23 protein-coding genes are annotated in these 25,440 nt (G+C 60.8%); 20 read left to right on the forward strand and 3 right to left on the reverse strand.

What is annotated here, in order from left to right; genetic code table 11:
- The coding region (locus HCU66_RS23070) for a response regulator transcription factor (protein ID WP_205890740.1) at nt 1-309 on the forward strand (309 nt) is incomplete at its 5' end.
- Nucleotides 310-327: 18 nt separating this feature from the next.
- On the opposite strand, the gene HCU66_RS23075 is transcribed toward HCU66_RS23070, so the two are convergent.
- Nucleotides 328-852: a transporter suffix domain-containing protein gene (locus HCU66_RS23075; RefSeq protein ID WP_205890741.1), complete on the reverse strand. Its 525-nt coding sequence runs from the start codon at nt 850-852 to the stop codon at nt 328-330.
- A 284-nt stretch (nt 853-1,136) separates the two neighbouring features.
- Here HCU66_RS23075 and HCU66_RS23080 point away from each other — a divergent pair, with 284 nt between their 5' ends.
- From HCU66_RS23080 to HCU66_RS23090, 3 genes are read left to right on the forward strand one after another with little or no spacing between them, the layout of a single operon-like run.
- Nucleotides 1,137-2,675 carry an efflux transporter outer membrane subunit gene (locus tag HCU66_RS23080; RefSeq protein WP_205890742.1) on the forward strand — a complete coding sequence of 513 codons (1,539 nt, stop codon included), beginning with the start codon at nt 1,137-1,139 and terminating at the stop codon, nt 2,673-2,675.
- Nucleotides 2,668-3,807 carry an HlyD family secretion protein gene (locus tag HCU66_RS23085; protein WP_205890743.1) on the forward strand — a complete coding sequence of 380 codons (1,140 nt, stop codon included), beginning with the start codon at nt 2,668-2,670 and terminating at the stop codon, nt 3,805-3,807. Before HCU66_RS23080 ends, HCU66_RS23085 begins: the two co-directional genes overlap by 8 nt.
- Nucleotides 3,797-4,831: a DUF2955 domain-containing protein gene (locus tag HCU66_RS23090; protein WP_205890744.1), complete on the forward strand. Its 1,035-nt coding sequence runs from the start codon at nt 3,797-3,799 to the stop codon at nt 4,829-4,831. The genes HCU66_RS23085 and HCU66_RS23090 overlap by 11 nt, the downstream gene beginning before the upstream one ends.
- Here the strand turns inward: HCU66_RS23090 and HCU66_RS23095 are convergent.
- Entirely contained in the window at nt 4,825-5,745 is a 921-nt protein-coding gene (locus HCU66_RS23095; RefSeq protein ID WP_205890745.1) for a helix-turn-helix domain-containing protein, read from the reverse strand. The two genes, HCU66_RS23090 and HCU66_RS23095, sit on opposite strands and share 7 nt — an antisense overlap.
- A gap of 162 nt (nt 5,746-5,907) precedes the next feature.
- Here HCU66_RS23095 and HCU66_RS23100 point away from each other — a divergent pair, with 162 nt between their 5' ends.
- From HCU66_RS23100 to HCU66_RS23130, 7 genes are all read left to right on the forward strand, one after another.
- Nucleotides 5,908-7,266, forward strand: a complete 1,359-nt coding sequence (locus tag HCU66_RS23100) for a glutamine synthetase family protein (RefSeq protein WP_205890746.1) — start codon at nt 5,908-5,910, stop codon at nt 7,264-7,266.
- Nucleotides 7,267-7,406: 140 nt separating this feature from the next.
- A complete protein-coding gene (locus HCU66_RS23105) occupies nt 7,407-8,495 on the forward strand; it encodes a polyamine ABC transporter substrate-binding protein (protein ID WP_205890747.1) in 1,089 nt (362 codons plus the stop codon).
- On the forward strand, nt 8,492-9,793 hold the full coding sequence (locus tag HCU66_RS23110; RefSeq protein ID WP_205890748.1) for an NAD(P)/FAD-dependent oxidoreductase: 1,302 nt from the start codon (nt 8,492-8,494) through the stop codon (nt 9,791-9,793). The genes HCU66_RS23105 and HCU66_RS23110 overlap by 4 nt, the downstream gene beginning before the upstream one ends.
- Nucleotides 9,794-10,023: 230 nt before the next feature.
- A complete protein-coding gene (locus HCU66_RS23115; protein ID WP_205890749.1) occupies nt 10,024-10,620 on the forward strand; it encodes a paraquat-inducible protein A in 597 nt (198 codons plus the stop codon).
- Nucleotides 10,617-11,285 carry a paraquat-inducible protein A gene (locus HCU66_RS23120; protein ID WP_205890750.1) on the forward strand — a complete coding sequence of 223 codons (669 nt, stop codon included), beginning with the start codon at nt 10,617-10,619 and terminating at the stop codon, nt 11,283-11,285. The genes HCU66_RS23115 and HCU66_RS23120 overlap by 4 nt, the downstream gene beginning before the upstream one ends.
- Nucleotides 11,266-12,921, forward strand: a complete 1,656-nt coding sequence (locus tag HCU66_RS23125) for a PqiB family protein (protein WP_205890751.1) — start codon at nt 11,266-11,268, stop codon at nt 12,919-12,921. Before HCU66_RS23120 ends, HCU66_RS23125 begins: the two co-directional genes overlap by 20 nt.
- Before the next feature lie 16 nt (nt 12,922-12,937).
- The gene (locus HCU66_RS23130) at nt 12,938-13,486 is read left to right on the forward strand and encodes a PqiC family protein (RefSeq protein ID WP_205890752.1); all 549 of its coding nucleotides are present in this window, start codon (nt 12,938-12,940) and stop codon (nt 13,484-13,486) included.
- A 7-nt stretch (nt 13,487-13,493) separates the two neighbouring features.
- Here HCU66_RS23130 and HCU66_RS23135 read toward each other — a convergent pair whose 3' ends face one another.
- The gene (locus HCU66_RS23135; RefSeq protein WP_205890753.1) at nt 13,494-14,432 is read right to left on the reverse strand and encodes a site-specific integrase; all 939 of its coding nucleotides are present in this window, start codon (nt 14,430-14,432) and stop codon (nt 13,494-13,496) included.
- 349 nt (nt 14,433-14,781) lie between these two features.
- Between HCU66_RS23135 and arnB the strand changes: the two genes are divergently transcribed.
- Genes arnB through HCU66_RS23180 form a run of 9 tightly spaced genes read left to right on the forward strand, consistent with a single transcriptional unit; the run spans nt 14,782 to nt 25,189 of the window.
- Entirely contained in the window at nt 14,782-15,930 is a 1,149-nt protein-coding gene (gene arnB / locus HCU66_RS23140) for a UDP-4-amino-4-deoxy-L-arabinose aminotransferase (protein WP_205890754.1), read from the forward strand.
- Nucleotides 15,927-16,946: an undecaprenyl-phosphate 4-deoxy-4-formamido-L-arabinose transferase gene (gene arnC / locus HCU66_RS23145; protein WP_205890755.1), complete on the forward strand. Its 1,020-nt coding sequence runs from the start codon at nt 15,927-15,929 to the stop codon at nt 16,944-16,946. Before arnB ends, arnC begins: the two co-directional genes overlap by 4 nt.
- A complete protein-coding gene (gene arnA, locus HCU66_RS23150; RefSeq protein ID WP_205890756.1) occupies nt 16,943-18,937 on the forward strand; it encodes a bifunctional UDP-4-amino-4-deoxy-L-arabinose formyltransferase/UDP-glucuronic acid oxidase ArnA in 1,995 nt (664 codons plus the stop codon). The genes arnC and arnA overlap by 4 nt, the downstream gene beginning before the upstream one ends.
- On the forward strand, nt 18,937-19,821 hold the full coding sequence (arnD, locus tag HCU66_RS23155) for a 4-deoxy-4-formamido-L-arabinose-phosphoundecaprenol deformylase (protein WP_205890757.1): 885 nt from the start codon (nt 18,937-18,939) through the stop codon (nt 19,819-19,821). Before arnA ends, arnD begins: the two co-directional genes overlap by 1 nt.
- Nucleotides 19,818-21,467, forward strand: coding sequence for a lipid IV(A) 4-amino-4-deoxy-L-arabinosyltransferase (gene arnT / locus HCU66_RS23160; RefSeq protein WP_205890758.1), 1,650 nt, complete (start codon nt 19,818-19,820; stop codon nt 21,465-21,467). Before arnD ends, arnT begins: the two co-directional genes overlap by 4 nt.
- Nucleotides 21,464-21,808, forward strand: a complete 345-nt coding sequence (gene arnE, locus HCU66_RS23165) for a 4-amino-4-deoxy-L-arabinose-phosphoundecaprenol flippase subunit ArnE (RefSeq protein WP_205890759.1) — start codon at nt 21,464-21,466, stop codon at nt 21,806-21,808. The genes arnT and arnE overlap by 4 nt, the downstream gene beginning before the upstream one ends.
- Nucleotides 21,805-22,218, forward strand: coding sequence for a 4-amino-4-deoxy-L-arabinose-phosphoundecaprenol flippase subunit ArnF (arnF, locus tag HCU66_RS23170; protein WP_205890760.1), 414 nt, complete (start codon nt 21,805-21,807; stop codon nt 22,216-22,218). The genes arnE and arnF overlap by 4 nt, the downstream gene beginning before the upstream one ends.
- On the forward strand, nt 22,215-23,594 hold the full coding sequence (locus HCU66_RS23175) for a UDP-glucose dehydrogenase family protein (protein ID WP_205890761.1): 1,380 nt from the start codon (nt 22,215-22,217) through the stop codon (nt 23,592-23,594). The genes arnF and HCU66_RS23175 overlap by 4 nt, the downstream gene beginning before the upstream one ends.
- Nucleotides 23,567-25,189 carry an ArnT family glycosyltransferase gene (locus HCU66_RS23180; protein ID WP_205890776.1) on the forward strand — a complete coding sequence of 541 codons (1,623 nt, stop codon included), beginning with the start codon at nt 23,567-23,569 and terminating at the stop codon, nt 25,187-25,189. The genes HCU66_RS23175 and HCU66_RS23180 overlap by 28 nt, the downstream gene beginning before the upstream one ends.
- The last annotated feature ends 251 nt before the right edge of the window (nt 25,190-25,440 follow it).

Here is a 25,440-nt window from a genome sequence, read left to right on the forward strand (position 1 = left end):
AAGAACGCGCCCTCACGGGAAATCATTGCGGCGATCGAAGCCATCGTCAGTGGCGGGACGTTCTACAGTGCCGAAATCGCCCAGCGGCTCATCGCCGACAAAAGTACCGACAACGAACTGACACCCCGTGAAAGCCAGGTGTTGTACAAGATGGCTCAGGGGCTGAACAACAAGGAAATGGCCCGCGAACTGGACATTAGCGTCCGGACCGTAGAAACCCATCGCCTGAGCATCCGCCGCAAACTCAACATCGACAAACCCGCCGCCCTCGTGAAATACGCGATCGATCACGGGATCATTTCCCGTTAGCAGTGCTGCTTTCACAACTTACACCGCACTCGTATTCACCACACGTGCAGTACGGATAAACAAGGCGCGCACCTTGTCCCAGAAATTACCCCCCAGCACGAAAAAGCTGCCGATCAACAGGGCATCGCCCAGCGCCTGGACCTGCCAGAGGTTCGGTCTGAGCCCCGGCCACAACGTGTCCACATAGGGTTCGAGAAACGATGAGATCAGCGGCAGGCAAAACATCACCAGGCCAATCCGATGGCGGGCCGGACCTACTTCCACGTCAGCCGCTGGGGCAAGCGCGGAGACATAACCAAACACGCTGCGCTTGAGTTGCTGAAAGCCGGACTTGCCCATGACGGCGATGGCGAGGATCAACATAATCTTGTTACTGATAAACAGGATGCCTGTCAGCGCCGCGATCTTTGGGCCTGGCACATCCGCCGCGGCAGCGAGTGGCACCGCCAGCCAGGACAGCAAAATCAAACAGATAATCGCGATGCCTGCTTTGAAGCGCCAACTGGTGGAACTGGAGGCAATGTCGTCCTGGGGGCTGCTCATGGTTTTCGTACCTTTTTGTTTGGCCCAAATGAATAACTTTCAGAAGCGTAGCAGTTGGTCGGTCCCATGATCGTCCAACATGAGCTTGTAATTGTCCGGGCTGTACTAACCTAAGCGAAACCAAATCCTGTAGGAGCGAGGCTTGCCCGCGAAGAATGCACCGCGTTTTTTCAGGTATTACGCGTCATCGTTCTTCGCGGGCAAGCCTCGCTCCTACAGGATCTTGCCCAGGCATTCAATATTGGGGACGCCAGGATGACCCGTGACCTGTTAGTAGTGCTGCGATGCTGACGCGCTCGGGCCGGCTGCTTCTGCTGGGCGCCCTCGGGCTGGGCGGCTGTGTCCGTCTGGGGCCGGACTTTCAGGCTCCCGGCGAAGCCTGGACAAAACACTGGAACAGCCCCGCGCTTGAACAGGCCAGCCAAAGGCGCCTGAATCCCGATGTTCGCCAGTGGTGGCAAGTGTTCGCCGACCCGGTCCTCGACGCGTTGATTGCCGAATCGGATGCACACAACTCCAACCTGAAGATTGCCGGCCTTCGTGTCATGGAAGCCCGTGCCCGGTTGGGCATCGCTCAAAGCGGGCGCTACCCGCAACTGCAACAGGCCAGCGCCGACAGTCTGTACTTCAACCGCCAGCAATCGGGCGGCAGCAACCCGCAAGACAGCCACTTCTGGCAACACAGCGTGGGCTTTGACGTCGGCTGGGAGCTGGACTTCTGGGGGCGCTTCAGTCGAGCCATCGAGTCGTCCGATGCCAGTTACTTCGCCGCTCAAGCCAACTATGAAGACGTACTGGTACTGCTGCGTGCCCAGGTGGCCGACACTTACTTCTCGTTGCGCACCACCGAAGCGCGTTTACGGGTCGCCCGGGAAAACGCCGAACAGCAAAAGCGCAACTTCGAGATCACCGAAAAACTGTTCAACAGCGGCCAGACCGCCGAACTCGACTTGCAACAAGCCAAAACCCAGTACCTGGGCACCTTGAGCAGTATTCCGGACCTTGAAGCACAAGTACTGCGCACCCGCAACGCATTGGCCGTGCTGATCGGACAGCCGCCCAGCGCCCTGCCTCAATTGCTCGAGAACCAGGGACTGATCCCGCTGGTCGACCGGGCCGTGCTCCAGGACGTGCCGGCCAGCCTGCTGTTGCGTCGACCGGACGTACGCGCCGCCGAACTCAATGTCGCCGCCCAGTCGGCACTGGTCGGCGTGGCTGAAACCGACTTCTATCCGTCACTGACCTTGCTGGGCAGCATCGTCTGGACGACCGACTCACTGAGCGGCACCTCCAACAGCCTGGACCTGATCGGCGGCCCCAGTTTGCGCTGGAACCTGTTTGATCACGGCCAGATCAGCAACAATGTGCGGGTCCAGGATGCGCGGTTGCAGCAGCTGATCGAGGTTTACCGCGATAAAGTCCGCCAAGCCGCGCGGGAGGCCGATGATGCCGCCAGCGGCCTGACCAAATCCCTGCAACGCGAGCGGATCCTGTGGGAGGCACAGATCGCCGCCAAGCGTTCGTTGAGCCTGGCCACCACCCAGTATCGCGAAGGTTATTCGGACTTCCAGCGCGTGCTGGATGCCCAACGCGCACTGCTCGAACAGCAGGACAACTACCTGCTCAGCCGCAGCAACGCCGTGAGCAACCTGATCGCGCTGTACAAAGCCCTTGGCGGTGGCTGGTACAGCGCGCGACCCACCGTCGATCCCGCCACTCGCCAGCAAATGGAACAGCGCACCGACTGGGGCAATCTGCTGAATGAGCCAACCCCCTCGCGCGCACCTTCTCCCACGCCAGACAAGGTCAAAGCCGATGAGTGAACCCTCTCTGCCCACCCCCCCACCACCCTCCCCCAAAACGCCCGAACCGGCTGCCGATCCGGCGAAAAAAGGCATCAAGTGGGTGATGCTGCTGATCGTCCTGAGCCTGGCCTGGTACTTGTCGGCTGACCGTTTCACGCCCTATACACAACAGGCTCGGGTGGGTGCCTTTGTGATTCCGGTGGCCGCCGAAGTCGCCGGTCGGGTGACCCGCGTAAATGTGCGCAACAATCAGGACGTCAAGGCGGGCGATCTGCTGTTTGAAGTGGATCAGCAGCCCTATCAGATTGCCGCCGACCGCGCACGGGCGGACCTGGAGTCCACCCGCCGGCAAATTGGTGCCAGCACCGCCGGTATTGCCTCCGCGCAAGCTTCGTTACGAGCGGCCCAGGCCAACGAACTCAAGGCCCGGCAGGATAACCAACGTCTTGAAAGCTTGTATCGCCAGGACCCCGGGACCATTTCCGTGCGCTTGCTTGAAGTCTCTCGGGCCAGCCGTGAACAAGCCGTGAGTCAGGTCGCCGCGGCCCGTGCCGAAGTGCAACGCGCGCGGGAACAGGAAGGCGGCAGCGAGGAAGACAACGCGCTGTTGCGCAGCGCCGCTACGGCGTTGTCAAAAGCCGAGCTGGACCTGGCCAACACCCAGGTTCGCGCGCGCTCGGCGGGTTTGATTACGGATCTGCGCACCGACGTCGGTCAATTCGCCGCAGTCGGGACGCCGGTCATGACCTTGATTGCCATTCATGACATGTGGATCAGTGCGGACATGACCGAGAACAACCTGGGGCGAGTCCGGCCCGGGACTCCGGTGGCCATCGTGCTGGATGCGCTGCCGGGGGAAATTTTCGAAGGACGGGTGCGCAGCGTCGGTTACGGCGTCAGTGTGGGGCAGACGCCGGCGCCGGGCACCTTGCCCACCGTGCAAAACAGTCGCGACTGGCTGCGTCCGGCCCAACGCTTTCCGGTGATCATCGAGTTTTCTGACGAGGCGACGAAAGTGCTGCGTGACAGTCGCGCCGTGCGTGCCGGGGGGCAGGCCGAAGTCATGGCGTTCCCGACGCAGAACAATCCGCTCAATCCCCTGGGACGCTTGTTTGTGTGGCTGATGAGCTGGCTGTCTTATGCCTACTGAACGTGCGCCGCGTGTTCAACGCGCACTACGTCTGGCCACGGGCACGGCGCTGTGCCTGGCGATCAGCTTCGGCCTGGCCCTGCCGATCCCCTTCCTTGCGCCGGTGCTGGCCGTGTTGCTGCTGGCCACGCTTAACAAGCCGCTGCCATTCAAGGCCGGACTCATACTGGCAGTGGTCGCAATGCTGACCACCGGCATCGGCCTGTTGCTGATTCCGGTCTTGCGTTATTACCCGCTCAGCGGCGTGCTGCTGATCGGTGTCAGTCTGTTCCTGGCCTTTGGTTTCGGGTTGCGCGGTGGCAACGCCTTGGTCGTGACCTTTCTGATCATCGGCCTGACGATGATTTCCTCGGCCGGCGTTGCCGAGTTCGATCTGGCGATCATGGTCATCGGTGCTTTGGTCAAAGGTTTGATCCTCGCCGTCATCGTCGTGGCGATCAGTCACTGGCTGTTTCCCGACCCGCCCAATGCGCCCTCCCCACCCGCCGCCAGCACGCTGCCGGCGCAGGAAGTGGCCAGGATTGCACTGCGCGCCACCCTGATCGTCATACCGGCGTTCCTGCTGGCACTGATCGACCCGGCCAGTTATCTGCCGATCATTTTGAAAGCGGTCAGTCTTGGTCAGCAGAGTTCGACGGTAACGACGCGCAATGCCAGTCGCGAACTGCTCGGCTCGACCTTGATGGGCGGGCTGTTGGCAATCATGTTCTGGAGCGCGCTCAGCCTGTTCGTGCACCTGTGGATGTTCTTTCTGTGGATGCTGCTGTTCGGCTTGCTGTTGGCGCGCAAGCTTTATGCCCTGAGCCCGACTCGGCAAACCCCGGGGTTCTGGCTCAACAGCCTGGTCACGCTGATCATTCTGCTCGGCCAATCGGTTCAAGACAGTCTTGCCGGGAAAGACGTCTATACCGCCTTCGCCGTGCGCATGGGGCTGTTTATCGCCCTCACGCTCTATGCCGACCTGATGGTTCATCTGATCGAACAGCGGCAGCGAACGCCGGGCGTCAGTCAACCCGATCAGTGAGATTCAGCGGGATAACCGGCCCTTGCAAGCGTCTGGCTGGGAAGCTCCTGGAACAACGCGCGATAACTGCTGGAAAACCGCCCCAAGTGCCAGAACGACCACTGCATCGCCACTTGCGCGATCGTCGTTTCCTTGTCAGTTCGGCTGAGCAATTCACGGCGCGCGCTGTTGAGCCGGCGCAAGCGCAACCAATGCGTGGGTGTCATCCCGGTGTACGCCTTGAACGCCTGCTGCAACTGGCGCAACGAAACCCCGGCCACTTGGGACAGCTCCAGTAAATTGAGGGTTTCTTCGGGCATATCGGCGGCCCATTCGGCGACGCGCTTCATCACCGTACGCTCTTCGGCCCGGCGCTGTAAGCCTGCGCGGTCCAGGCACACACAGGCGTTGTCGAGGATGAACAAACAGTCCTCCAGCAACTGCTGGGTCAATGCCTCTTTGCTCGGCGGATCCAGCGTCTGCGCCAGCCGCGTCAAGGTGCCGCTCAACCAGCGGCTGAACAGCGCGTTCTGCGCGCAATTGAGCGGCGACATGAACAAACCTTCGAGCCGCGCCACGTCCAGACCCTGCTGTTGAACGAATTGCGGCCCGAACACCACGGCGATTTCCTGGTAGTTCTGCGGGGTGATCCAGATATTGCGGCTCTCGCCGTTCAACAGGTACAGCGCGTTGTCGCTGCGATCGAAACAGAACGCCAGCGAGCCTTCGGGGGCGCTGAAATTCTGCTCCACGCGGGTGTTCATCTGTTCCTCGTAAATCTCCACGCCTTGCAAGTCCAGATAGCGCACCCGTCCGGCGAAATGCCCCGGCGACATCTGCTGATAGTGCTGCACCCAACCCGGTGTGGCGCGGATCTGCTCGGCCACGTCGGCGGTGTCGAAGGCTTGAACCTGTAGCGGATTGCACGTTGTCATGGGGTGACCTTACGCACTCGTTTGGTGCGTTTTGGTGCTGCTGAAAATGGATAGATGGAACGCCAAGGCTCACCCAAGATAGTCGCCAACGCGCCACAGGGGAAGTGTGCGGTGGATGAAGCCGCCCTCCCCGGCGTTAATCAAACCGACAATGAGGTCTTTATGAATGTCCCTTTCGATCAGCTGTTCACGTGGCTGAAAGATCACAAGATTACCGAGGTCGAGTGTGTGGTCAGCGACTTGACCGGCATTGCTCGCGGCAAGATTGCACCCACCAACAAGTTCCTGCATGAGCGAGGCATGCGCCTGCCGGAAAGTGTGCTGTTGCAAACGGTAACCGGGGACTTTGTCGACGACGACATCTACTACGACCTGCTCGACCCGGCCGACATCGACATGGTCTGCAAGCCCGTCGCCGACGCGGTGTACGTGGTGCCGTGGGCCATCGAACCCACCGCCATCGTGATCCACGACACCTTCGACAAGTTCGGCAACCCCATCGAACTGTCGCCACGCAACGTGCTGAAGAAAGTGCTGCAGCTCTACACCGATCAAGGCTGGCAGCCGATTGTCGCGCCGGAAATGGAGTTCTACCTGACCCAGCGCTGCGAAGACCCGGACTTGCCGCTCAAGGCGCCACTGGGGCGTTCGGGGCGTGCGGAAAGCGGTCGCCAGTCGTTTTCCATCGACGCCGCCAACGAGTTCGATCCGCTGTTTGAAGACGTCTACGACTGGTGCGAACTCCAGGGCCTGGACCTCGACACACTGATCCACGAAGACGGCCCGGCGCAGATGGAAATCAACTTCCGTCATGGTGATGCCCTGGACCTGGCGGACCAGATCACTGTGTTCAAACGCACCCTGCGCGAAGCAGCACTCAAGCACAACGTCACCGCGACTTTCATGGCCAAACCCATCGGTGACGAGCCCGGCAGTGCCATGCATCTGCATCAAAGCGTGGTCGACATCGCCACTGGCCAGCCGATCTTCGCCGATGCCGACGGGCAAATGAGCGAGCTGTTCCGGCACCACATCGGCGGCCTGCAGAAGTACATCCCTAACGTGCTGCCGATGTTCGCGCCCAACGTCAATTCGTTCCGCCGCTTCCTGCCCGACACCTCGGCGCCGGTCAACGTCGAATGGGGCGAAGAAAACCGCACCGTCGGCCTGCGCGTGCCGACCTCAAGCCCCGACGCCATGCGCGTGGAAAACCGCTTGCCGGGCGCCGACGCCAACCCTTACCTGGCGATCGCTGCGAGCCTGTTGTGCGGTTACCTGGGCATGGTCGAAAAGGTCGAGCCGAGCGCCGCGGTGCAGGGCCGTGCCTATGAGCGGCGCAATCTGCGACTGCCGATCACCATCGAGGACGCTCTGACGCGCATGGAAGAGTGCGCAACCATCGAGCGTTACCTGGGCAGCAAATTCGTCCGGGGCTACGTCGCGGTCAAGCGTGCCGAACATGAAAACTTCAAGCGCGTGATCAGCTCCTGGGAGCGCGAGTTTCTGCTGCTGAGCGTCTAACCCCCCAATGATCGTTCCCACGCTCTGCGTGGGAATGCCTCAAGGGACGCTCCGCGTTCCAATGGGACGCAGAGCGTCCCGGGCTGCATTCCCACGCAGAGCATGGGAACGATCACCGAATAACTCAAAGAGGTGTCGATATGCGTCTATTGAAATCCGTGGTCCCGGTCGCGCTGGCGTTGTGGTTCAGCGCCGGGGCGCAGGCCCAGCCGAGCGTCAGCGTCTACAACTGGACCGATTACATCGGCGAGACCACCCTCGCCGACTTCCAGGCAAAAACCGGGATCAAGGTGATCTACGACGTATTCGATTCCAACGAAACCCTGGAGGGCAAACTGCTTGCCGGCCGCACCGGGTATGACGTGGTGGTGCCGTCCAACCACTTCCTCGCACGCCAGGTAAAGGCCGGCGCGTTCCTCAAACTGGATCGCTCGCAACTGCCCAACTTCAAAAACCTCGACCCGAAACTGCTGACGCTGCTGGAAAAAAACGATCCGCAGAACGCGCATTCCGTGCCGTACCTGTGGGGCACCAACGGCATCGGCTACAACGTCGACAAGGTCAAGCAAGTGCTGGGCATTGATCACATCGATTCGTGGGCCGTGTTTTTCGAACCCGAGAATCTGAAGAAGCTCAGTCAGTGCGGCGTGTCGATGATGGATTCGCCGGATGAGGTGTTCCCGGCGGTCCTCAACTACATGGGCATGGACCCACGCAGCGAAAACCCTGCGGACTTTAAAAAAGCTGAGGGCAAACTGCTCGCCATCCGGCCTTACATCACCTACTTCCACTCCTCCAAGTACGTCTCGGACCTGGCCAATGGCGACATCTGCGTGGCCTTCGGCTACTCCGGCGACGTGTTCCAGGCAGCCAATCGCGCCAAGGAAGCGAAGAACGGCGTGAACATCGCCTACTCGATCCCCAAGGAAGGCAGCAACCTGTGGTTCGACTTGCTGGCAATTCCCGCCGACGCCAGCAACCCGAAACAGGCCCACGCCTTCATCAATAACCTGCTGGACCCGCAAGTGATCGCCAAGGTCAGCGCCTCGGTGGGTTACGCCAATCCGAATCCGTCGGCCAAGCCCTACATGGACCCTGAGTTGATCAATAATCCAGAGGTCTACCCACCCCAGGATGTCCTCGACAAACTCTACATCTCCACCACCCCGCCCCAGGCGATCATGCGTTTGATGACCCGCTCCTGGAGCAAAGTGAAGTCCAACCAATGAATCAGCACGATAACGAACACGCCCGCTCCTATTACGCCGCGTCGGCCAATGGAATGGCGCCCTACCCCACGCTGGACTCGGACCTTGAGGCCGATGTCTGTGTGATCGGCGGTGGTTTTACCGGGGTCAACACCGCGATCGAACTGGCGCAGCGCGGGCTCTCGGTGATTCTGCTGGAGGGCCGGCGAATCGGCTGGGGCGCCAGCGGGCGTAACGGCGGCCAGTTGATCCGTGGCATCGGGCATGACGTCAGCGGTTTTGCCCGTTATGTCGGCGAGGAAGGCGTGCGTTATCTGCAGCGCGCAGGCATCGAGTCCGTGGAGTTGGTGGGCAATCGCATCCGTGAACATGGCATCGATTGCGACCTGCGCTGGGGCTTCTGCGAGCTGGCCAATACCCCGGCGCAGTTCGCCGCGTTCAAGGCTGAGCTGCAAAACCTCGCCGAACTCGGTTACACCCATGAAACCCGACTCGTGGGCCCCGAGCAGATCCGCCGGGATGTAGTGGGTTCGGACCTTTATGCCGGCGGCCTGATCGACATGGGTTCGGGGCACCTGCATCCGCTGAATCTGGTGCTTGGCGAAGCGCGGCTGGCGCAATCCCTCGGGGTGCGGATTTTCGAGCAGAGCCCGGTGCTGGAGTTGCTCCATGGCAGCACCGTGCAGGTTCGCTGCGCGGGCGGTACGGTACGCGCTGGCAGTCTGGTGCTGGCCTGTAACGCGCATCTGGACGAGCTCGAGCCGCGCTTGAGCGGCAAGGTGTTGCCAGCGGGCAGTTACATCATCGCCACCGAACCTTTGCCGCCTGCGTTGGCCGCGCAATTGATCCCGCGGAACCTCGCGCTGTGCGACCAGAAAGTCGGCCTCGATTACTACCGGCTCTCGGCGGATCGACGCTTGCTGTTCGGCGGTGCCTGCCATTATTCCGGGCGCGATCCGGTGGACATCGGCGCTTATATGCGACCGAAAATGCTCAAGGTCTTCCCGCAATTGGCGGATGTGCGCATCGACTATCAATGGGGCGGCAAGATCGGCATCACCGCCAACCGCTTCCCCCAGGCCGGACGCTTGAGCCAGTACCCGAACGTGTTCTACGCCCAGGGTTACTCCGGCCATGGCCTGAACGTGACTCACTGGTGCGCGCGATTGTTGGCCGAAGCGATTCATGCCGGGCACAGCCAGGGGCTGGACGTGTTCAGCGCTGTGCCGCACATGACCTTTCCCGGCGGACGTGTTCTGCGCTCGCCGCTGCTGGCCCTGGGCATGTTCTGGTATCGCCTGCGTGAATTGCTCGGCTGAGCCCTCCCCGTGGACGTGCGATCGTTCCCACGCTCCGCGTGGGAATGCAGCCCGGGACGCTCCGCGTCCCAGAAGCAGACGCAGAGCGTCCATTGAGGCGTTCCCACGCAGAGCGTGGGAACGATCGTCCCTCTCCGTCCTCCTGATCAGCCATTTAATTTGCTCAATCGCAAGTCACTTCTATATTGAGGGGGTGCTCTGACTTTTCTGCCTACTGGCGAGTACGGCCCATGGCGACGACTGACTCACTGATCATCTGCGAGCACTGCGACTGCGTGTATGAAAAAGTCACGCTCGCCAAGCATCAAAAAGCCCTCTGCACCCGCTGCGGTGGCGTGCTTGCGCGTTACAACGGTTTGTCGGTACAGCAGCGTCTGGCGCTGAGCTTCACGGCGGCAGTGCTGTGGACTTTCGCCAATTTCTATCCCGTCATGAGCATCAGCCTCAAGGGGATAAAGAACAGCGCGACGCTGTGGGATTCGGTGTTGGCACTGAGCCAGGGGCCGATCACTTTCATTGCGCTGGTGGCGGCAATTTCCATCATCATCGCGCCGATGTTCCAGTTGCTCCTGCTGATCTGGGTATTGAGCTTCGCCCTCACCTCCCGACGTTCACCAGGCTTCAAGCTATGCATGCGCTGGCTGGAAACCCTAAGGCCCTGGAGCATGCTGGAAGTCTGCTTGCTGGGGGCCATGGTCGCGGTGTTCAAACTCGCCGGGTTGCTGGATGTGCTGCCGGGCATCGGCATGTTTGCCCTGGCGGTCCTGAGCCTGTTGCTGATCCGCATTGCCGGGCGCGATGTACGTGATCTGTGGGACATTCTATGAACAGGCCACCGCTCGCCAGCGAACTCAACCTGTGCCTGTGCCACAGTTGCGGCATGGCCTGCGACATGACCGATCAACCTCATGAATGCGAACGCTGCGGCGCGCCGTTGCATGCCCGCAAACCTGACTCACTGACCCGGACATGGGCCTATCTACTGGCCTCACTGGTGTTTTATATCCCGGCCAATCTGCTGCCGGTAATGAACACCAGTCTATTCGGCAGCGGCTCCGACAGCACCATCATGAGCGGTGTGCTGGAGTTCTGGGCACACGGTGCGTGGGACATTGCACTGATCATTTTCATTGCCAGCATCGCGGTGCCAGGCATCAAGTTCGTTGCGCTCTCCCTGCTGCTGATCACGGTGCAACGCGGCAGCTTCTGGGCGCGCAAGGAGCGCTCGAAACTTTACCGTTTCGTCGAGCTGATCGGCTACTGGTCGATGCTCGACGTAATTGTCGTAGCGCTGGTGGCAGCATTGGTGAAATTCCAGGCCCTGGGCGATATCGAACCGCGCCCGGGCATTCTGTTCTTTGGTCTGGTGGTGGTGTTCACCATGCTATCGGCGATGAGTTTCGACCCGCGACTGATCTGGGATAAAGAACAGGATCAAGCGCTGGAAAACCCACAAGATGAGGAGCGCATGGATGAAGTCCCAAGCCACTGACGGGCCGCAAGCCCCTGGCCAGGCCGCTATCAAGACCCGTCGCTTCAGCGTTTCGCTGGTGTGGATCGTACCCATCGTTGCAGTGCTGGTGGGGATTTCCCTGGTGGTGCACAGCTGGCTGCAGGAAGGCCCGACCATTACCGTCACGTTCAAGACCGGTAGCGGCCTGGTGGCCAACAAGACTGAGGTCAAATACCGCAACGTGGTGATCGGTCGTGTCTCGGACGTGAAACTGAGCAACGACCAGAAGAGCGTCAACGCCACGATCGAACTCGACAAACAGGCTGAAAGCTTTACCCGCCAAGACTCGCAGTTCTGGGTCGTGCGGCCGCGTATCGGTGCCGGCGGCGTTTCGGGCATCGATACCCTGCTCTCTGGTGATTACATTGGCGCGGACATCGGCCAGGCCGATGTCCGTTCCAAACACTTCACGGGGCTGGAAAACCCGCCGCCCATCACCTATGGCGAACCGGGCAAACGTTTCATGCTCCGCACTCAGGATCTCGGCTCGCTGGACATCGGATCCCCCGTGTACTACCGCAAGATCCCGGTCGGGCAAGTGGTGGCGTATGCGCTGGATGCCGACGGCAAAGGGGTGAACATCGAAATTTTCGTGCACGCGCCCAATGACGTCTTCGTCACCGAGAACACCCGGTTCTGGAACGCCAGCGGGATTGACGTGAATGTCGGCGCCAACGGTTTTGCGGTGAAGACCGAATCCCTGTCGGCCTTGCTGGTGGGCGGCGTCGCGTTTCGCGCACCGGAATTCAGCCCCAACGATCAGGTGGCCATCGAGAATAGAACCTTCGACCTGTTCGAGGACCAGCAAACCGCCCTCGCCCCGCCCAGTGGCAAGGGACAATACCTGAGCTTGCGGTTCGATCAGGCCCTGCGTGGGCTCAAGGTCGATGCACCGGTGGAATTCCTCGGCATCGAATTTGGCAAGGTTGTTTCGGTCAATCTGGATTTCGACGCGAAAAAGCGCAGCTTCCCGGTCAATGTCGGCATCGTGATCTACCCGCAACGCCTTGGCCAGGCCCATGCAAAAATGCTCGAGGCCTTGAAGCATGACCCCAACGACGAAGCCGCCAGCGTGCGCCTGATGGGCTCCTTCATCGAAAACGGCCTGCGGGCCCAGGCCCGTAGCGGCAATCTGTTGACCGGTCAGCTTTACATCGCGCTCGATTTCTACCCCAACGCAGAGAAAGTCGTGTTCGACCCGACCGCCCGCCCCGTCGTTATTCCCACCATTCCCGGCAGCCTCGAGCAGTTGCAGGAAAAACTGGAGAGCATGGTCAACAAGATCAACCAGCTGCCCATCGAACGCATTGCCGGCAACCTCGACAGCAACCTCGTCGAGCTGCGCAAAGGCCTCGCACAGTTCAACGCCAAGACCCTGCCCGGCGTGCAGACCACCCTGGCGGACGTCAGCAAGACCTTGCAATCGGCCAGTTCGACCCTCGCCGAGGACTCGCCGCAAAGGGAACAACTGGGCCAGACCCTGGACGAACTCGGTCGCATGTCGCGCTCGTTGCGTGAACTTTCGGACTACCTGGGCCGGCATCCAGAATCGCTGATTCGCGGCCGCCCCGACAATGCCGCGCCGATGGATCTACAAGGGCCACCGCGCAACTGACCACAGGAGCTACACCATGGTTTTTTCGCTGAAAATCACGCTGGTCACCGCGTTGCTGTTGCTCACCGCTTGCCGCAGCGATCCGATTCAATTCCATACGCTGACTCCGGCCCAACCGGGTGGGGGCAGTGGCGCGGATATCCAGATCGAAAGCATCACGGTGCCACCCCAGGTCGACCGTCCGCAGATCGTCATTCGTCAAGGCAACGCCGGCCTGGCAATCCTTGAAACAGAGTGGTGGGGCGCGAGTCTGGTGGATGAATTGCGCAGCGCCCTGGTCGATCAACTGGTCAACAGCAACCCGCAGCGCAGAATGTCGCTGCGCCTGGATGTGCAGCGCTTTGATTCGATTCCCGGACAATACGCGTTGCTCGACGTCAAATGGCGGCTGCGCAATCTCGGCAGCGCAGATGGCGCGCCGGTCACCTGCCGCAGCACCTTGCAGACCCCGTCCGGCGCGAGCATCGATGACCTGGTGGTGGCCCATCAGAACAATGTGAAACGGTTAGCCGCGCTGATCAGTCAGGCGACCGCCTCGCAAAGGGGGTGTCCTTCGACATCCTGACGCAGGTTCACAAATCAAAACGATCAACCGCCCTTCGGCGCTCGTTGTCGTCGCGCACGTCGTAATTGGCGGTGGTCTGGATGTTGCTGTGATGGGCCAGTTTCTGCGGGATCGACAGGTCGTGCGCCTCCATCACACGGGTAATGAACGATTGTCGGAAATCGTGCGGCATGATTTTCACCCCGACCTGTGCACCGCGTTGCCGGGCAATGTAGTAGATCGCATGCTTGGTGATGCGCTCACGGGAGATATGACTGCCACGGCGAATGCGGTTGAACAGGAACGCATCGTCCGCTTCGCCTACCTTTAACTGCGAACGCCGTAGTTCCAGCCACGCCTCCAGTTTGGCGAACGCCCAGGCCGGGGCGTACTTGATCAGTTGCTTGTTGCCCTTGGCGGTAACCCGCAGGCTGCGCTCGGTGAAATCCACCTGATCCAGATCCAGGTCCACCGACTCCGATTTGCGCATCCCCGAACCGTACAGAATCCCGATGATTGCCGCGTCCCGTAGCCCTTGTGGCCGGGGGTCGGCCGCGCAGACCTCCATCAGATCACGGATCAGGGTGCGCTTGAGATTACGTCCCTGGGACAGTCGCGTGCCGGCAATGCCTTTGACCGAGCGCATTTTCAGCAAATGCTCCTGACTGATCAGGCTCATGCGCCACGCTTCGTTCATCACCCCACGCACCGCGTTAACGTACAGCGATGACGTGTTGGGCGCGTAGCCGTCTTCACGCAAGGTCGCCACCAGCGCAATGACGTCCTCGGGTTGCAGTTGGTGCCAGGGAATCTCTTCAATGTTCATGTCCTCGAAGCCCAGCCGGTCGGCGGCGTCCTGCAACACGTAGCGCATGGTCAACTGGCTGGACGGCGCCAGACGCGCCAGGTACAGGGTTAACGGGTCGGTTTTTGATGAGAGGGATTCGGTAGCAGGTAAGTCAATCAATGAAACGGCCTTGAAATGAATAAAGTTCAACAAAACAACTAAGGACTGCAACACATGCCCTGAATGCGAACACTTCTGTAAGTCTTTTCTTATGAGCAGCGCGATGAGCGGCACAAGTCTGAACAGTGGCTGTATCAGTTTTAGATAAACGATTCGCCCACTGTTTTTTCATGTTCCTTTGACAAAATCGGGTCTACGCTTCTGTTCATTCGACGAGCCCGAGGGGCCGTCACGCTGCCGGTGATGGCCGGGAAAGTCAATTGATGGCTTCTTGGTCTATCGGCCAAGCCCTTGAAAACATGCTGCTTTCGGCGATTACGCTGAAGGATTCGTTCGCCCGGAGTTTACTATGAGTCAGGCGTTTCTCCCCTTCTCGCGCCCCTGTATCGGCGATGAAGAAATAGCCGCGGTAGTGCAAGTATTGCGCTCGGGCTGGATCACTACCGGGCCGAAAAACCAGCAACTGGAAGAACACTTTGCCAACTATATCGGCTGTCGACATGCCGTCGCATTGTCTTCGGCCACCGGTGGCATGCACATCACCTTACTGGCATTGGGCATCGGTCCCGGCGACGAAGTCATCACACCGTCGCAGACCTGGGTGTCGACCGCCAACATAATCTGCCTGCTCGGGGCGACGCCGGTTTTCGTCGACGTTGACCGTCATACATTAATGAGCGACCTGGCGAGCATCGAAGCGGCAATCACGCCTCGCACCAAGGCAATCATTGCGGTGCATTACGCCGGCGCGGCGTTCGACCTCGATCCGCTCTACGCGTTGGCCGACAAACAGGGCATCGCCGTCATCGAAGACGCGGCTCACGCGGCGGGCACTTGCTATAAAGGTCGGCACGTCGGTGCCCAGGGCACGGCGATCTTCTCGTTCCATGCGATCAAGAACATGACCTGCGCCGAGGGCGCGATGTTCGTCAGCGACGATGAAGCCCTGGCCAATCGCGTGCGCATGCTCAAGTTTCATGGCTTGGGCGTGGACGCCTACGACCGCCTCACCCACGGCCGCAAACCTCAGGCTCAGGTAATGGAGCCTGGCTTCAAGTACAACCTGGCCGACATCAACGCGGCCATTGCCCTGGTGCAATTGGAGCGTCTGGACGCGATCAACGCCAAGCGCACGGAGCTGGCCCAGACTTACCTGCAACGCCTGGAAGGTTTGCCGGTACAACCGCTGGCCGTTCCAGCGTATGCGCAGCAGCACGCCTGGCACCTGTTCATCCTGCGCATCGACGCCGAACGCTGCGGGCTGGACCGCGAAGCGTTCATGAAGGCGTTGCAGGAACAGAACATCGGCACCGGCATTCACTTCATCGCCACCCACCTGCACACCTGGTACCGCCAGCGTTTTCCCAACCTCTACCTGCCCAACACCGAATGGAACTCGGCGCGGCTGTGTTCGATCCCGTTGTTCCCCGACATGACCACCGATGATGTCGATCGTGTCGTCGGCGCCATTGAAAACACACTGGATGCAAGCCTGTGAAACCTTATCCGATCCGTTGCGTATCAATCGTCATCCCGGTCTACAACGAGCAGGACAGCCTGCCCGAGTTGCTCAGGCGCACCGAAGCGGCGTGCCTGCAACTGCACCAGGACTACGAAATTGTGCTGGTCGACGACGGCAGCCGCGACCACTCGGCGCAGATCCTCGAGGACGCTGCCAGTCGCGAGTGCAGCCCGGTGGTGGCGGTCATTCTCAACCGCAACTATGGCCAGCATGCGGCAATCATGGCCGGGTTCGAACAGTGCAAGGGCGACGTGGTCATCACCCTCGACGCTGACCTGCAAAACCCGCCGGAAGAAATCCCGCGGCTGGTGGCCCAGGCCGAACTGGGCTACGACGTGGTCGCCACGGTGCGCAACAACCGTCAGGACTCGGCCTTGCGCCGCTGGCCGTCGAAGCTGATCAACCTCGCCGTGCAGCGCTCCACCGGCGTTGCCATGAGCGACTACGGCTGCATGTTGCGCGCCTATCGCCGGACCATCGTCGACGCCATGCTCGCCTGCCGCGAACGCAGCACCTTCATCCCGATCCTGGCCAACAGCTTCGCCCGCCACACCACGGAAATTCTGGTGCCCCACGCCGAGCGCGAACACGGCGAATCCAAATACAGCCCGATGCGCCTGATCAGCCTGATGTTCGACCTGATCACCTGCATGACCACCACACCGCTGCGATTGCTGAGCATCGTCGGCTTCGGCATGGCCGGCCTGGGCATGCTGTTCGCTTTCATGCTGATCGTGCTGCGCCTGGTCTTTGGCGCCGAGTGGGCTGGCGACGGCCTGTTTGTGCTGTTTGCGGTGCTGTTCGTTTTCACCGGCGGGCAATTCATCGGCATGGGCCTGCTGGGCGAGTACCTGGGGCGCATGTACAGCGATGTGAGGGCCCGTCCACGGTTCTTTATCGAAAGGGTTTTGCGTAGTACCCCCTCTGCCCCTGCTCCCGTTGTCACCGTCGACGGTCTCACTTTCACTTCTTCAGATCAGGTTCTCTCATGAGTGCAAAAGCAGTTGTCTTCGCTTATCACGATATTGGCTGTGCCGGCATCGAAACCCTGCTTGCCAGCGATTACGAGATTGCCGCCGTGTTCACTCATCCCGACGACCCGAAGGAAAACACTTTCTACGGCTCGGTGGCACAACTGTGCGCGCGCAACGGCATCCCGGTACACGCCCCGGAAGACGCCAACCACCCGCTGTGGATCGAGCGCATCAGCAAACTCAATCCCGATTACCTGTTCTCGTTCTACTACCGCCATCTGCTGAGCGAATCCCTGTTGGCCACGGCCAGTAAAGGCGCCTTCAACCTGCACGGTTCGCTGCTGCCGCGCTACCGTGGGCGCGCGCCGGCCAACTGGGTGCTGGTCAACGGTGAAACCGAGACCGGCGTGACCCTGCACCGCATGGTCAAACGGGCCGACGCCGGCGCGATCATCGCCCAGCAACCGGTAGCGATCGAGCGCACCGACACCGCGCTGAGCCTGCACGGCAAATTGCGCCTGGCCGCCACCGATCTGCTGCGCGACACCTTGCCGGCGTTGCTTCAGGGCACATTCAGCGAAACCCCACAGGACGAATCCCAAGCCACGGTGTTTGGCCGTCGCACCCCGGCGGACGGCAAATTGCTCTGGAACAAACCGGCTGAAGAACTGTTCAATCTGGTGCGTGCCGTGACCCAGCCTTACCCGGGTGCGTTCTGCGCCGTGGGCGAGCACACGTTGATTATCTGGAGCGCGGACGTCGTCAAGGGCAACGAAGGCCAGGCACCCGGCCGGGTCATCAGCGTCGATCCACTGCGAATCGCCTGCGGCGAAGACTCGCTGGTGATCAACGCCGGCCAGCGCAACGACAACGGCCTGTACCTCAACGGCCCACAACTGGCCAACGAACTGGGGCTGGTCGATGGCTCGGTGCTGCGTGGCGCCGAATCGGGCCGTGCACCGCGTCGCACCCGAGTGCTGATCCTCGGCGTCAACGGCTTCATCGGCAATCACCTGTCCGAGCGCCTGCTGCGTGACGACCGTTATGAAGTGTATGGCCTGGACATCGGCTCGGATGCCATCGAGCGCCTGCGCAGTCATCCGCGTTTCCACTTCGTCGAAGGCGATATCAGCATCCACTCCGAGTGGATCGAATACCACATCAAGAAATGTGACGTGGTCCTGCCGCTGGTGGCGATTGCCACGCCGATCGAATACACCCGCAATCCGCTGCGGGTATTCGAACTGGATTTCGAAGAGAACCTGAAACTGGTTCGCTACTGCGTCAAATACAACAAGCGCGTGATCTTCCCGTCGACCTCGGAAGTCTATGGCATGTGCCAGGACAGTAACTTCGACGAAGACAGCTCCAACCTGGTGGTCGGGCCGATCAACAAGCAACGCTGGATCTACTCGATCTCCAAGCAGTTGCTTGACCGAGTGATCTGGGCCTACGGCCAGAAAGGCCTGAACTTCACCCTGTTCCGCCCTTTCAACTGGATGGGGCCACGCCTGGACCGTCTGGACTCGGCGCGCATCGGCAGTTCCCGGGCCATCACCCAGTTGATCCTGAACTTGGTGGAAGGCACGCCGATTCGCCTGTTCGACGGCGGTGAGCAAAAACGCTGCTTCACCGACATCGCCGATGGTGTCGAAGCCCTGGCGCGGATCATCGATAACGACAACGACGCCTGCAACGGCCAGATCATCAACATCGGCAACCCGGACAACGAAGCCAGCATTCGTCAGTTGGGCGAAGAACTGCTGCGTCAGTTCGAAGCGCACCCGTTGCGCAGCAACTTCCCGCCGTTCGCCGGTTTCCGCGATATCGAAAGCAAGGCCTTCTATGGCACTGGCTATCAGGACGTGTCTCACCGCAAACCGAGCATCGCCAATGCCAAACGCCTGCTGGACTGGGCACCAACCGTGGAGATGAAGGAGACCATCGGCAACACGCTGGACTTCTTCCTGCGCGAGGCCATGCTCGAAATCGCGGATAAAAAACGTTGATGCAGGCAGGCCTTCGAATTGATGTCGACACGTACCGAGGCACCCGTGAGGGGGTGCCGCGGCTACTGGAAATGCTCGATGAAGCGCAGGTCAAGGCGACGTTTTTTTTCAGCGTCGGGCCGGACAACATGGGGCGCCACTTGTGGCGCCTGATCCGCCCGCACTTCCTCTGGAAAATGCTCCGCTCCAACGCCGCTGGCCTGTATGGCTGGGACATTTTGCTGGCCGGCACCGCGTGGCCGGGCAAACCGATCGGTCGCGACCTCGGGCACTTGATGCGTCAGGCCCAGGCGGCCGGGCACGAAGTCGGCCTGCACGCCTGGGATCACCACGGCTGGCAGGCCAATGCCGGACGCTGGAGCCAAGCGCAACTGATCGAGCAGATTCGCCGTGGCGTCGACAGCCTCAGTGACATTCTCGGGCAAAAAGTCGAATGCTCGGCATCCGCCGGTTGGCGGGCGGACGAGCGTGTGATCGAAGCCAAGCAAGGGTTCGGCTTTCGCTACAACAGCGATTGTCGAGGCCAGCGCCTGTTCCGGCCGACTTTGGCCGATGGCCGTCCGGGGGCGCCGCAGATTCCGGTGGATCTGCCGACCTTCGACGAGGTGGTCGGTCCGACCGTCGCGGCCAAGGACTTCAACGCCTTCATTCTTGAGCGATTCAGCCCGCAAAAACTCAACGTCTACACTATTCATGCCGAAGTAGAAGGGATTCTGATGGCCAACGATTTTCGCCAGTTACTGGCCGATGCTCGCCAACGCGACATTCATTTCCAACCCTTGGGCGATCTGTTGCCTGAGGCCCTCGTCATCTTGCCGAAAGGCCAGGTTGTGCGCGGCGCCCTTGAAGGTCGTGAAGGCTGGCTAGGGGTTCAAGACGCATGAGCAAACCCTGGGCTCTGCCGTTGTTGCTGGTGGTGATGGCGCTGGCGTACTTGTTGCCGCTGGGCACCCATGGCTTATGGATTCCCGACGAAACCCGTTACGCCCAGATCAGCCAGGACATGCTGCTGAGCGGTAACTGGGTGTCGCCGCACTTCATGAGCCTGCGTTACTTCGAAAAGCCCATCGCGGGCTACTGGATGATCGCCATCGGCCAGGCGCTGTTTGGCGACAATCTGTTTGGCGTGCGCATCGCCTCGGTGCTGAGCACCGGGCTGAGCGTGCTGCTGTGTTATCTGATCGCCCACCGACTGTGGAACGAGCCGCGCAAGCGTTTCGCCTGCGCGCTGCTGTACATGAGTTTTACGATCGTCGCCGGGCAAGCCGGCTACGCCAACCTTGATCCGCAGTTCACCTTCTGGGTCAACCTGAGCCTGGTGGCGTTGTGGTTTGCGCTGGACAGCGCCAGCCGTGGCCAGCGTCTGCTCGGTTGGGCGGTACTGGGGCTGGCCTGCGGCATGGGCTTCATGACCAAGGGGTTTCTCGCCTGGGCGTTGCCGGTGCTGGTCGCCCTGCCCTGGGTGCTCTGGCAGAAACGCTGGCGGGAACTGCTGACTTACGGCCCGGTGGCGATCGTCGTGGCCATCGCGGTAAGCCTGCCGTGGGCCTTGGCGGTGCACGCGCAGGAGCCCGATTACTGGCGGTTTTTCTTCTGGCACGAACACATTCGCCGCTTCGCCGGGGACGACGCCCAGCATGATGCACCCTGGTGGTTCTACCTGCCGCTGCTGGTGGCGTTCAGTCTGCCGTGGGCGGCGTTGCTGCCATCGGCGCTGAAACAGGCGTGGCAAACCCGGCGTCAGACCCAAATCGCTTTCCTGCTGCTGTGGCTGCTAATGCCCTTGCTGTTTTTCAGCCTGAGCAACGGCAAGCTGCCGACCTACATCATGCCCTGCCTGTTGCCCCTGGCGTTGCTGCTGGGCCATACCCTGGCGGACCGCCTGAGGCTGGAACAGGGTCGTGTGCTGGGGATCAACGGCCTGCTGAATCTGACGCTGGGTCTGGCCGCCCTGACTGCGCTGGTCTGGCTGCAACTGAAAAAGCCGTTGTACGACCATGAACTGCACAACCTGGTGTTGGTGTTTATCGGGTTGATCGGCTGGATCATGACCAACCTGCTGCAGGCCTTCCGCCCCTTGCAATGCTGGACGGCACCGGCCTTCGGCAGTTTGCTGCTGATCGGCGTGCTGCCGGCCGGGATGCCCGACTCGCTGGTGACGAACAAGATGCCCGACCAGTTCATCCTCCACCACGCCCCGGAGCTGGCGCAAACCCACAAGCTGTTGAGCAACGACCTGGGCGCCGCTTCGGCCCTGGCCTGGCGCCTGAAACGCCCTGACGTGGCGTTGTACAACACGATAGGCGAATTGAAATATGGCCTCGCCTATCCTGATGGCATACAGCAGCGCGTCGACGTCGATCACGTGCAACAGTGGATGCGCGAAGCCCGCCAAAACGGCTCGGTCGGCGTGGTGATGCGGGTCAAGGGGGATGACGAACTGCAAGAAATCGAACGGCTGCCCAAGGATGGCCAACGTTATGAACAAGGCAACCTGGTGATTCTGATCTTCCCTCAGGGGGCGTCATGAGCCTGTTGCTGCTACTGGCTGCCTGCTTGCTGACCTGCCTGGGCCAGATCGCCCAGAAGTACGCCGTGGAGAGCTGGCGCGGCAAAACCTCGGGCTGGGGCGAGAAACTGCGCTCGCCGTGGTTGTGGCTGGCGTTCGCCTCTTTGGGGCTGGGCCTGCTGGTCTGGCTGCTGGTGTTGCAGCGCCTCGAAGTCGGTATCGCTTACCCCATGCTCAGCCTGAATTTCGTGCTGATCACCCTGGTCGCCCGCTTCGTCTTTCACGAAACCATCGACCGCCGTCACTGGTTGGGCGTGGCGCTGGTGATCGGTGGCGTGGTGCTGCTGGGGCAACACGCATGAGCCTGCGTCGCGGAATCGCCTTCGCCTTCGGCAGCATGCTGCTGGGCACCGCTGCGCAGTTGGGCATGCGCTGGAGCATGACCCGTCTGCCGCATCCGGAACAATGGTTAGCGGCCTTGAGCAGCGGCAGCGTCGATGTGTCCGCTGTGATTGTCGTGCTGACCGCCATCCTCGCCTATGCGGTGTCGATGCTCACCTGGCTCGCCGCCCTGCGGGATGTGCCCCTGGGCCGGGCCTACTCACTGCTGAGCATCAGCTACGCGCTGGTGTATGTGCTGGCCTCCAGCCTGCCGCTGTTCAACGAAACTTTCAGTCTTTCAAAAACCCTGGGGGTGGCGTTGGTCATCCTCGGCGTCATCACCATCAACTCTCGACCTCCTCACGCGCCCAATCTCAGGAGAGCCCCATGAAAATCAGTGTGTTCGGTAGCGGTTACGTTGGCCTGGTGCAAGCCGCGGTGCTGGCTGAAGTCGGCCATGACGTGGTGTGCATGGACATTGACGAGAAGAAAGTTGCGTTGCTGCAACAAGGCCATGTCAGCATCTTCGAGCCGGGGCTGGCCAGCCTGGTGCGTGAAAGCCTGGAAGCCAGGCGGCTGCAATTCACCACGGACGAAAAGTTCGCGGTGCAACATGGCCAGGTGCTGTTCATCGCTGTCGGCACACCGTCCCGGGAGGATGGTTCGGCGGATCTGCAATACGTGTTGTCCGTGGGTGAAACGGTGGCGCGTCATCGTGAACAGCCGGTGATCCTGGTGGAGAAATCCACGGTGCCGGTGGGCACGGGCGATACCCTGCGTGCGCATATCGAGAAGTGTCTGCTCAAGGTCGGCCGGCTGTTGCAGTTCGATATCGTCTCCAATCCGGAGTTTTTGAAAGAAGGTTCGGCCGTGGCCGATTGCCGGCGCCCTGACCGCATCATCATCGGCTGTGAACGCGATGAGGTGCGCGATGTGATGCGCGACCTTTACGCTCCGTTCAACCGTAACCACGACCGCATCATGTTCATGGACCTGCGCAGCGCCGAGCTGACCAAATACGCCGCCAACTGCATGCTGGCGACCAAAATCAGTTTCATCAACCAGATCGCCGAGCTGGCTGAACACCTGGGCGCCGACATCGAGTCGGTGCGGCTGGGCATCGGTGCCGATTCGCGCATCGGTTACCACTTCATCTATCCCGGCTGCGGTTACGGCGGCTCGTGTTTCCCCAAGGACATGCGCGCGCTGATTCACAGTGCCGAAGAGGCCCATTGCTCCAGCGACCTGCTGCAAGCGGTGGAAGCCATCAACCAGCGGCAGAAACACAAACTGTTCGAACGCATCCAAGCCTTCTACAAGGGCGATTTGCGCGGCAAGAGCTTCGCCGTGTGGGGCCTGGCCTTCAAGCCCAACACCGACGACATGCGCGATGCGCCGAGCCGGGTGCTGCTGGAATCGCTGTGGGCTGCCGGCGCCAATGTACGGGCGTTCGACCCGGAAGCCATGCAGGAAACCCAACAGCTTTATCCTGAGGAACCGAAGCTGATGCTCATGGGCACGCCGGAATCGGTGCTCGCGGGGGCCGACGCGTTGATCATCTGCACCGAATGGCAGCAGTTCAAGGCGCCGGACTTCAACCTGATCCAGCAACGTTTGAAGGCACCGGTGATTTTCGACGGACGTAACCTGTACGACGCCGAGCGCCTGGCCCGCGGCGGTTTCCTGTACTTCCCGATGGGCCGTGGTGAATCGTGCAAGTTACCGATTCCCCATCAGCAATGGCCAGCGGCCTCGGTCGTTGCGTGAACACGGTATCGCCCGGCATTCGTCGGCAGTCCTTCGGGTTAGGGCTGCTGACACTGATGCTGTTCATCGCCGGGGTTTATCAGCAAGCGGCCATCGGTTTCGATTCACGGTTCGTGCTGTTCGCCCAGGAAATGCTGCGCCATGGGCCGTCGTTTTTCCCGACCACCTATGGCCAGCCCTATGCCGATTACTCGGCGCTGTCGACGTTGTTCATCTGGTTGTTGTCCCTGCCGTTCGGGCAGGTCAACAGCCTCAGCGCCTGGTTGCCGAGCGCCATCGCCGCCGCCGTGATCGTCACGTTGATGTATCGGTTGCTCGCGCCCTGCTCCAGACGCTGGGCGCTGCTGAGCATCGCGTTGATGCTGATGACCAGTACGTTTGTCACTGAAACCCGTGCCGTGTCTCAGGACTTGATGCTGGCGGCCGTCGCGTTTTCGGTGTTCTACCTTGGCTATGCCGCCGATCATTTCGCGATGCCCCGTCGGTTGCCACTGATCCTTGCGTTGCTGCTGTTGGGCTTCGGGATTCGCGGGCCGCTCGGGCTGGTGATTCCCTGCGGCATGCTGTGCAGCTACTACCTGCTCAATCGCCAATGGTCGCGGTTGTTCGGTTTCGGCTTGCTGGCGGCCATATTGCTGGTGGTGTGTGTCGGCGTGCTGTTGTGGCTGGCCGAAGCCAGCGGCGGCCCGGCCTTCATGCACGAGGTGGTACGCATGCAGTTCATGGGGCGCATGGATGGCAGTGAAGGCGTCAGCGGTTCGCTGTATTACTTCACCCGTTCGCTGGGCAACTATGCGCTGGCCTATCCGCTGGCGCTGCTGGTATTGGCCGCGGTCTGGCTGACGAATCCACGCCAGGCCGGTCCCGCATTGCGCCTGTTGCAATACTGCGCGGCGGCCGGGTTGATCGTGATGATTGGCTTATCGATTCCCCAGGCGAAAAAGGCCCGTTACCTGCTGCCGATGCTGCCCATGGCGGCGATCATTGCGGCGTACCCGTTTCAGGTGGCGCAGGGTCGAGTGTTCGAGTGGTTGCGAGGCTTGATGCAAGGGCTGTGGTTGTTGATTCCAGGCGTATTGATCGTCGCATTGCTGATCGCTCAGCGACGTCTGCCAGTGCAACCGGCTGCCTTTGTGCCGGTACTGATTGTGCTTGTGGCCCTGCAGATCATCGCGTTGGTGATGTGGTTGCGCTCGAACGGGCGAGCCGAGGCGCTGGCCTGTTGCGCAGTCCTGGCGCTGTGGTCGGTTTATATCCTGGTGTTTGAGCCGGTCGAACGTCAGCTTTACGACACGCAAACCTTCAGTCGCGCCGCATTCGCACAGGTTCAGAAAGACCCCGCGCCGCTGGTGCTGCATGGCATGGGCAAGGACGCCAAGGCGATCAAGTTCATGGTCAATATCGAGCAGGATTTGCAACCGGTGTTCACCGAGTCAATCCAGGAACTGGAAGCCCTGCCGGGGCCGGCCTGGCTGATGATGGATCGCAGCGACTATACGGCCTTGCAAGGGACTTCGCTGGGTGCCTTGCAACCGGTGTTGAGCGGACGTTTTGATAACAACGATTTCGTCCTCCTGCACGTCAATCCCTTGTAGCAGCTGCCGAGCCTGCGAGGCTGCGTTCGGCGACGAAGTCGTCGTAAACCCTTCCCCTCGGACTGACTGAAACACCGCAGTGCCTGATTTCACGACTGCTGCGCAGCCGGACGCAGCCTCGCAGGCTCGGCCGCTGCTACAGTGGCCGACGACACTGCAAAAATAATGCACTGAAGCCTCATTAATATGAATTTGTAAGCATCAGCAATGATCGGCACACTGTACGCCGTTCCTCCCCCAATAGTTGGAAC

It is taken from the genome of Pseudomonas frederiksbergensis (assembly GCF_017114915.1).
Taxonomy (GTDB): Bacteria; Pseudomonadota; Gammaproteobacteria; order Pseudomonadales; family Pseudomonadaceae; genus Aquipseudomonas; species Aquipseudomonas frederiksbergensis_I.

Bases quoted from the DNA above. Each gene is read 5' to 3' on its own strand.
- HCU66_RS23180 (WP_205890776.1), top strand. From the start codon at position 23,567: ATGGCCAGCGGCCTCGGTCGTTGCGTGAACACGGTATCGCCCGGCATT.
- HCU66_RS23175 (WP_205890761.1), top strand. From the start codon at position 22,215: ATGAAAATCAGTGTGTTCGGTAGCGGTTACGTTGGCCTGGTGCAAGCC.
- HCU66_RS23085 (WP_205890743.1), top strand. From the start codon at position 2,668: ATGAGTGAACCCTCTCTGCCCACCCCCCCACCACCCTCCCCCAAAACG.
- arnB (WP_205890754.1), top strand. From the start codon at position 14,782: ATGAGTCAGGCGTTTCTCCCCTTCTCGCGCCCCTGTATCGGCGATGAA.
- HCU66_RS23080 (WP_205890742.1), top strand. From the start codon at position 1,137: ATGCTGACGCGCTCGGGCCGGCTGCTTCTGCTGGGCGCCCTCGGGCTG.
- HCU66_RS23100 (WP_205890746.1), top strand. From the start codon at position 5,908: ATGAATGTCCCTTTCGATCAGCTGTTCACGTGGCTGAAAGATCACAAG.
- HCU66_RS23105 (WP_205890747.1), top strand. From the start codon at position 7,407: ATGCGTCTATTGAAATCCGTGGTCCCGGTCGCGCTGGCGTTGTGGTTC.
- HCU66_RS23075 (WP_205890741.1), bottom strand. From the start codon at position 852: ATGAGCAGCCCCCAGGACGACATTGCCTCCAGTTCCACCAGTTGGCGC.
- HCU66_RS23130 (WP_205890752.1), top strand. From the start codon at position 12,938: ATGGTTTTTTCGCTGAAAATCACGCTGGTCACCGCGTTGCTGTTGCTC.
- HCU66_RS23095 (WP_205890745.1), bottom strand. From the start codon at position 5,745: ATGACAACGTGCAATCCGCTACAGGTTCAAGCCTTCGACACCGCCGAC.
- arnA (WP_205890756.1), top strand. From the start codon at position 16,943: ATGAGTGCAAAAGCAGTTGTCTTCGCTTATCACGATATTGGCTGTGCC.
- HCU66_RS23090 (WP_205890744.1), top strand. From the start codon at position 3,797: ATGCCTACTGAACGTGCGCCGCGTGTTCAACGCGCACTACGTCTGGCC.
- arnF (WP_205890760.1), top strand. From the start codon at position 21,805: ATGAGCCTGCGTCGCGGAATCGCCTTCGCCTTCGGCAGCATGCTGCTG.
- HCU66_RS23110 (WP_205890748.1), top strand. From the start codon at position 8,492: ATGAATCAGCACGATAACGAACACGCCCGCTCCTATTACGCCGCGTCG.
- HCU66_RS23120 (WP_205890750.1), top strand. From the start codon at position 10,617: ATGAACAGGCCACCGCTCGCCAGCGAACTCAACCTGTGCCTGTGCCAC.
- HCU66_RS23125 (WP_205890751.1), top strand. From the start codon at position 11,266: ATGAAGTCCCAAGCCACTGACGGGCCGCAAGCCCCTGGCCAGGCCGCT.
- arnD (WP_205890757.1), top strand. From the start codon at position 18,937: ATGCAGGCAGGCCTTCGAATTGATGTCGACACGTACCGAGGCACCCGT.
- arnT (WP_205890758.1), top strand. From the start codon at position 19,818: ATGAGCAAACCCTGGGCTCTGCCGTTGTTGCTGGTGGTGATGGCGCTG.
- HCU66_RS23115 (WP_205890749.1), top strand. From the start codon at position 10,024: ATGGCGACGACTGACTCACTGATCATCTGCGAGCACTGCGACTGCGTG.
- arnE (WP_205890759.1), top strand. From the start codon at position 21,464: ATGAGCCTGTTGCTGCTACTGGCTGCCTGCTTGCTGACCTGCCTGGGC.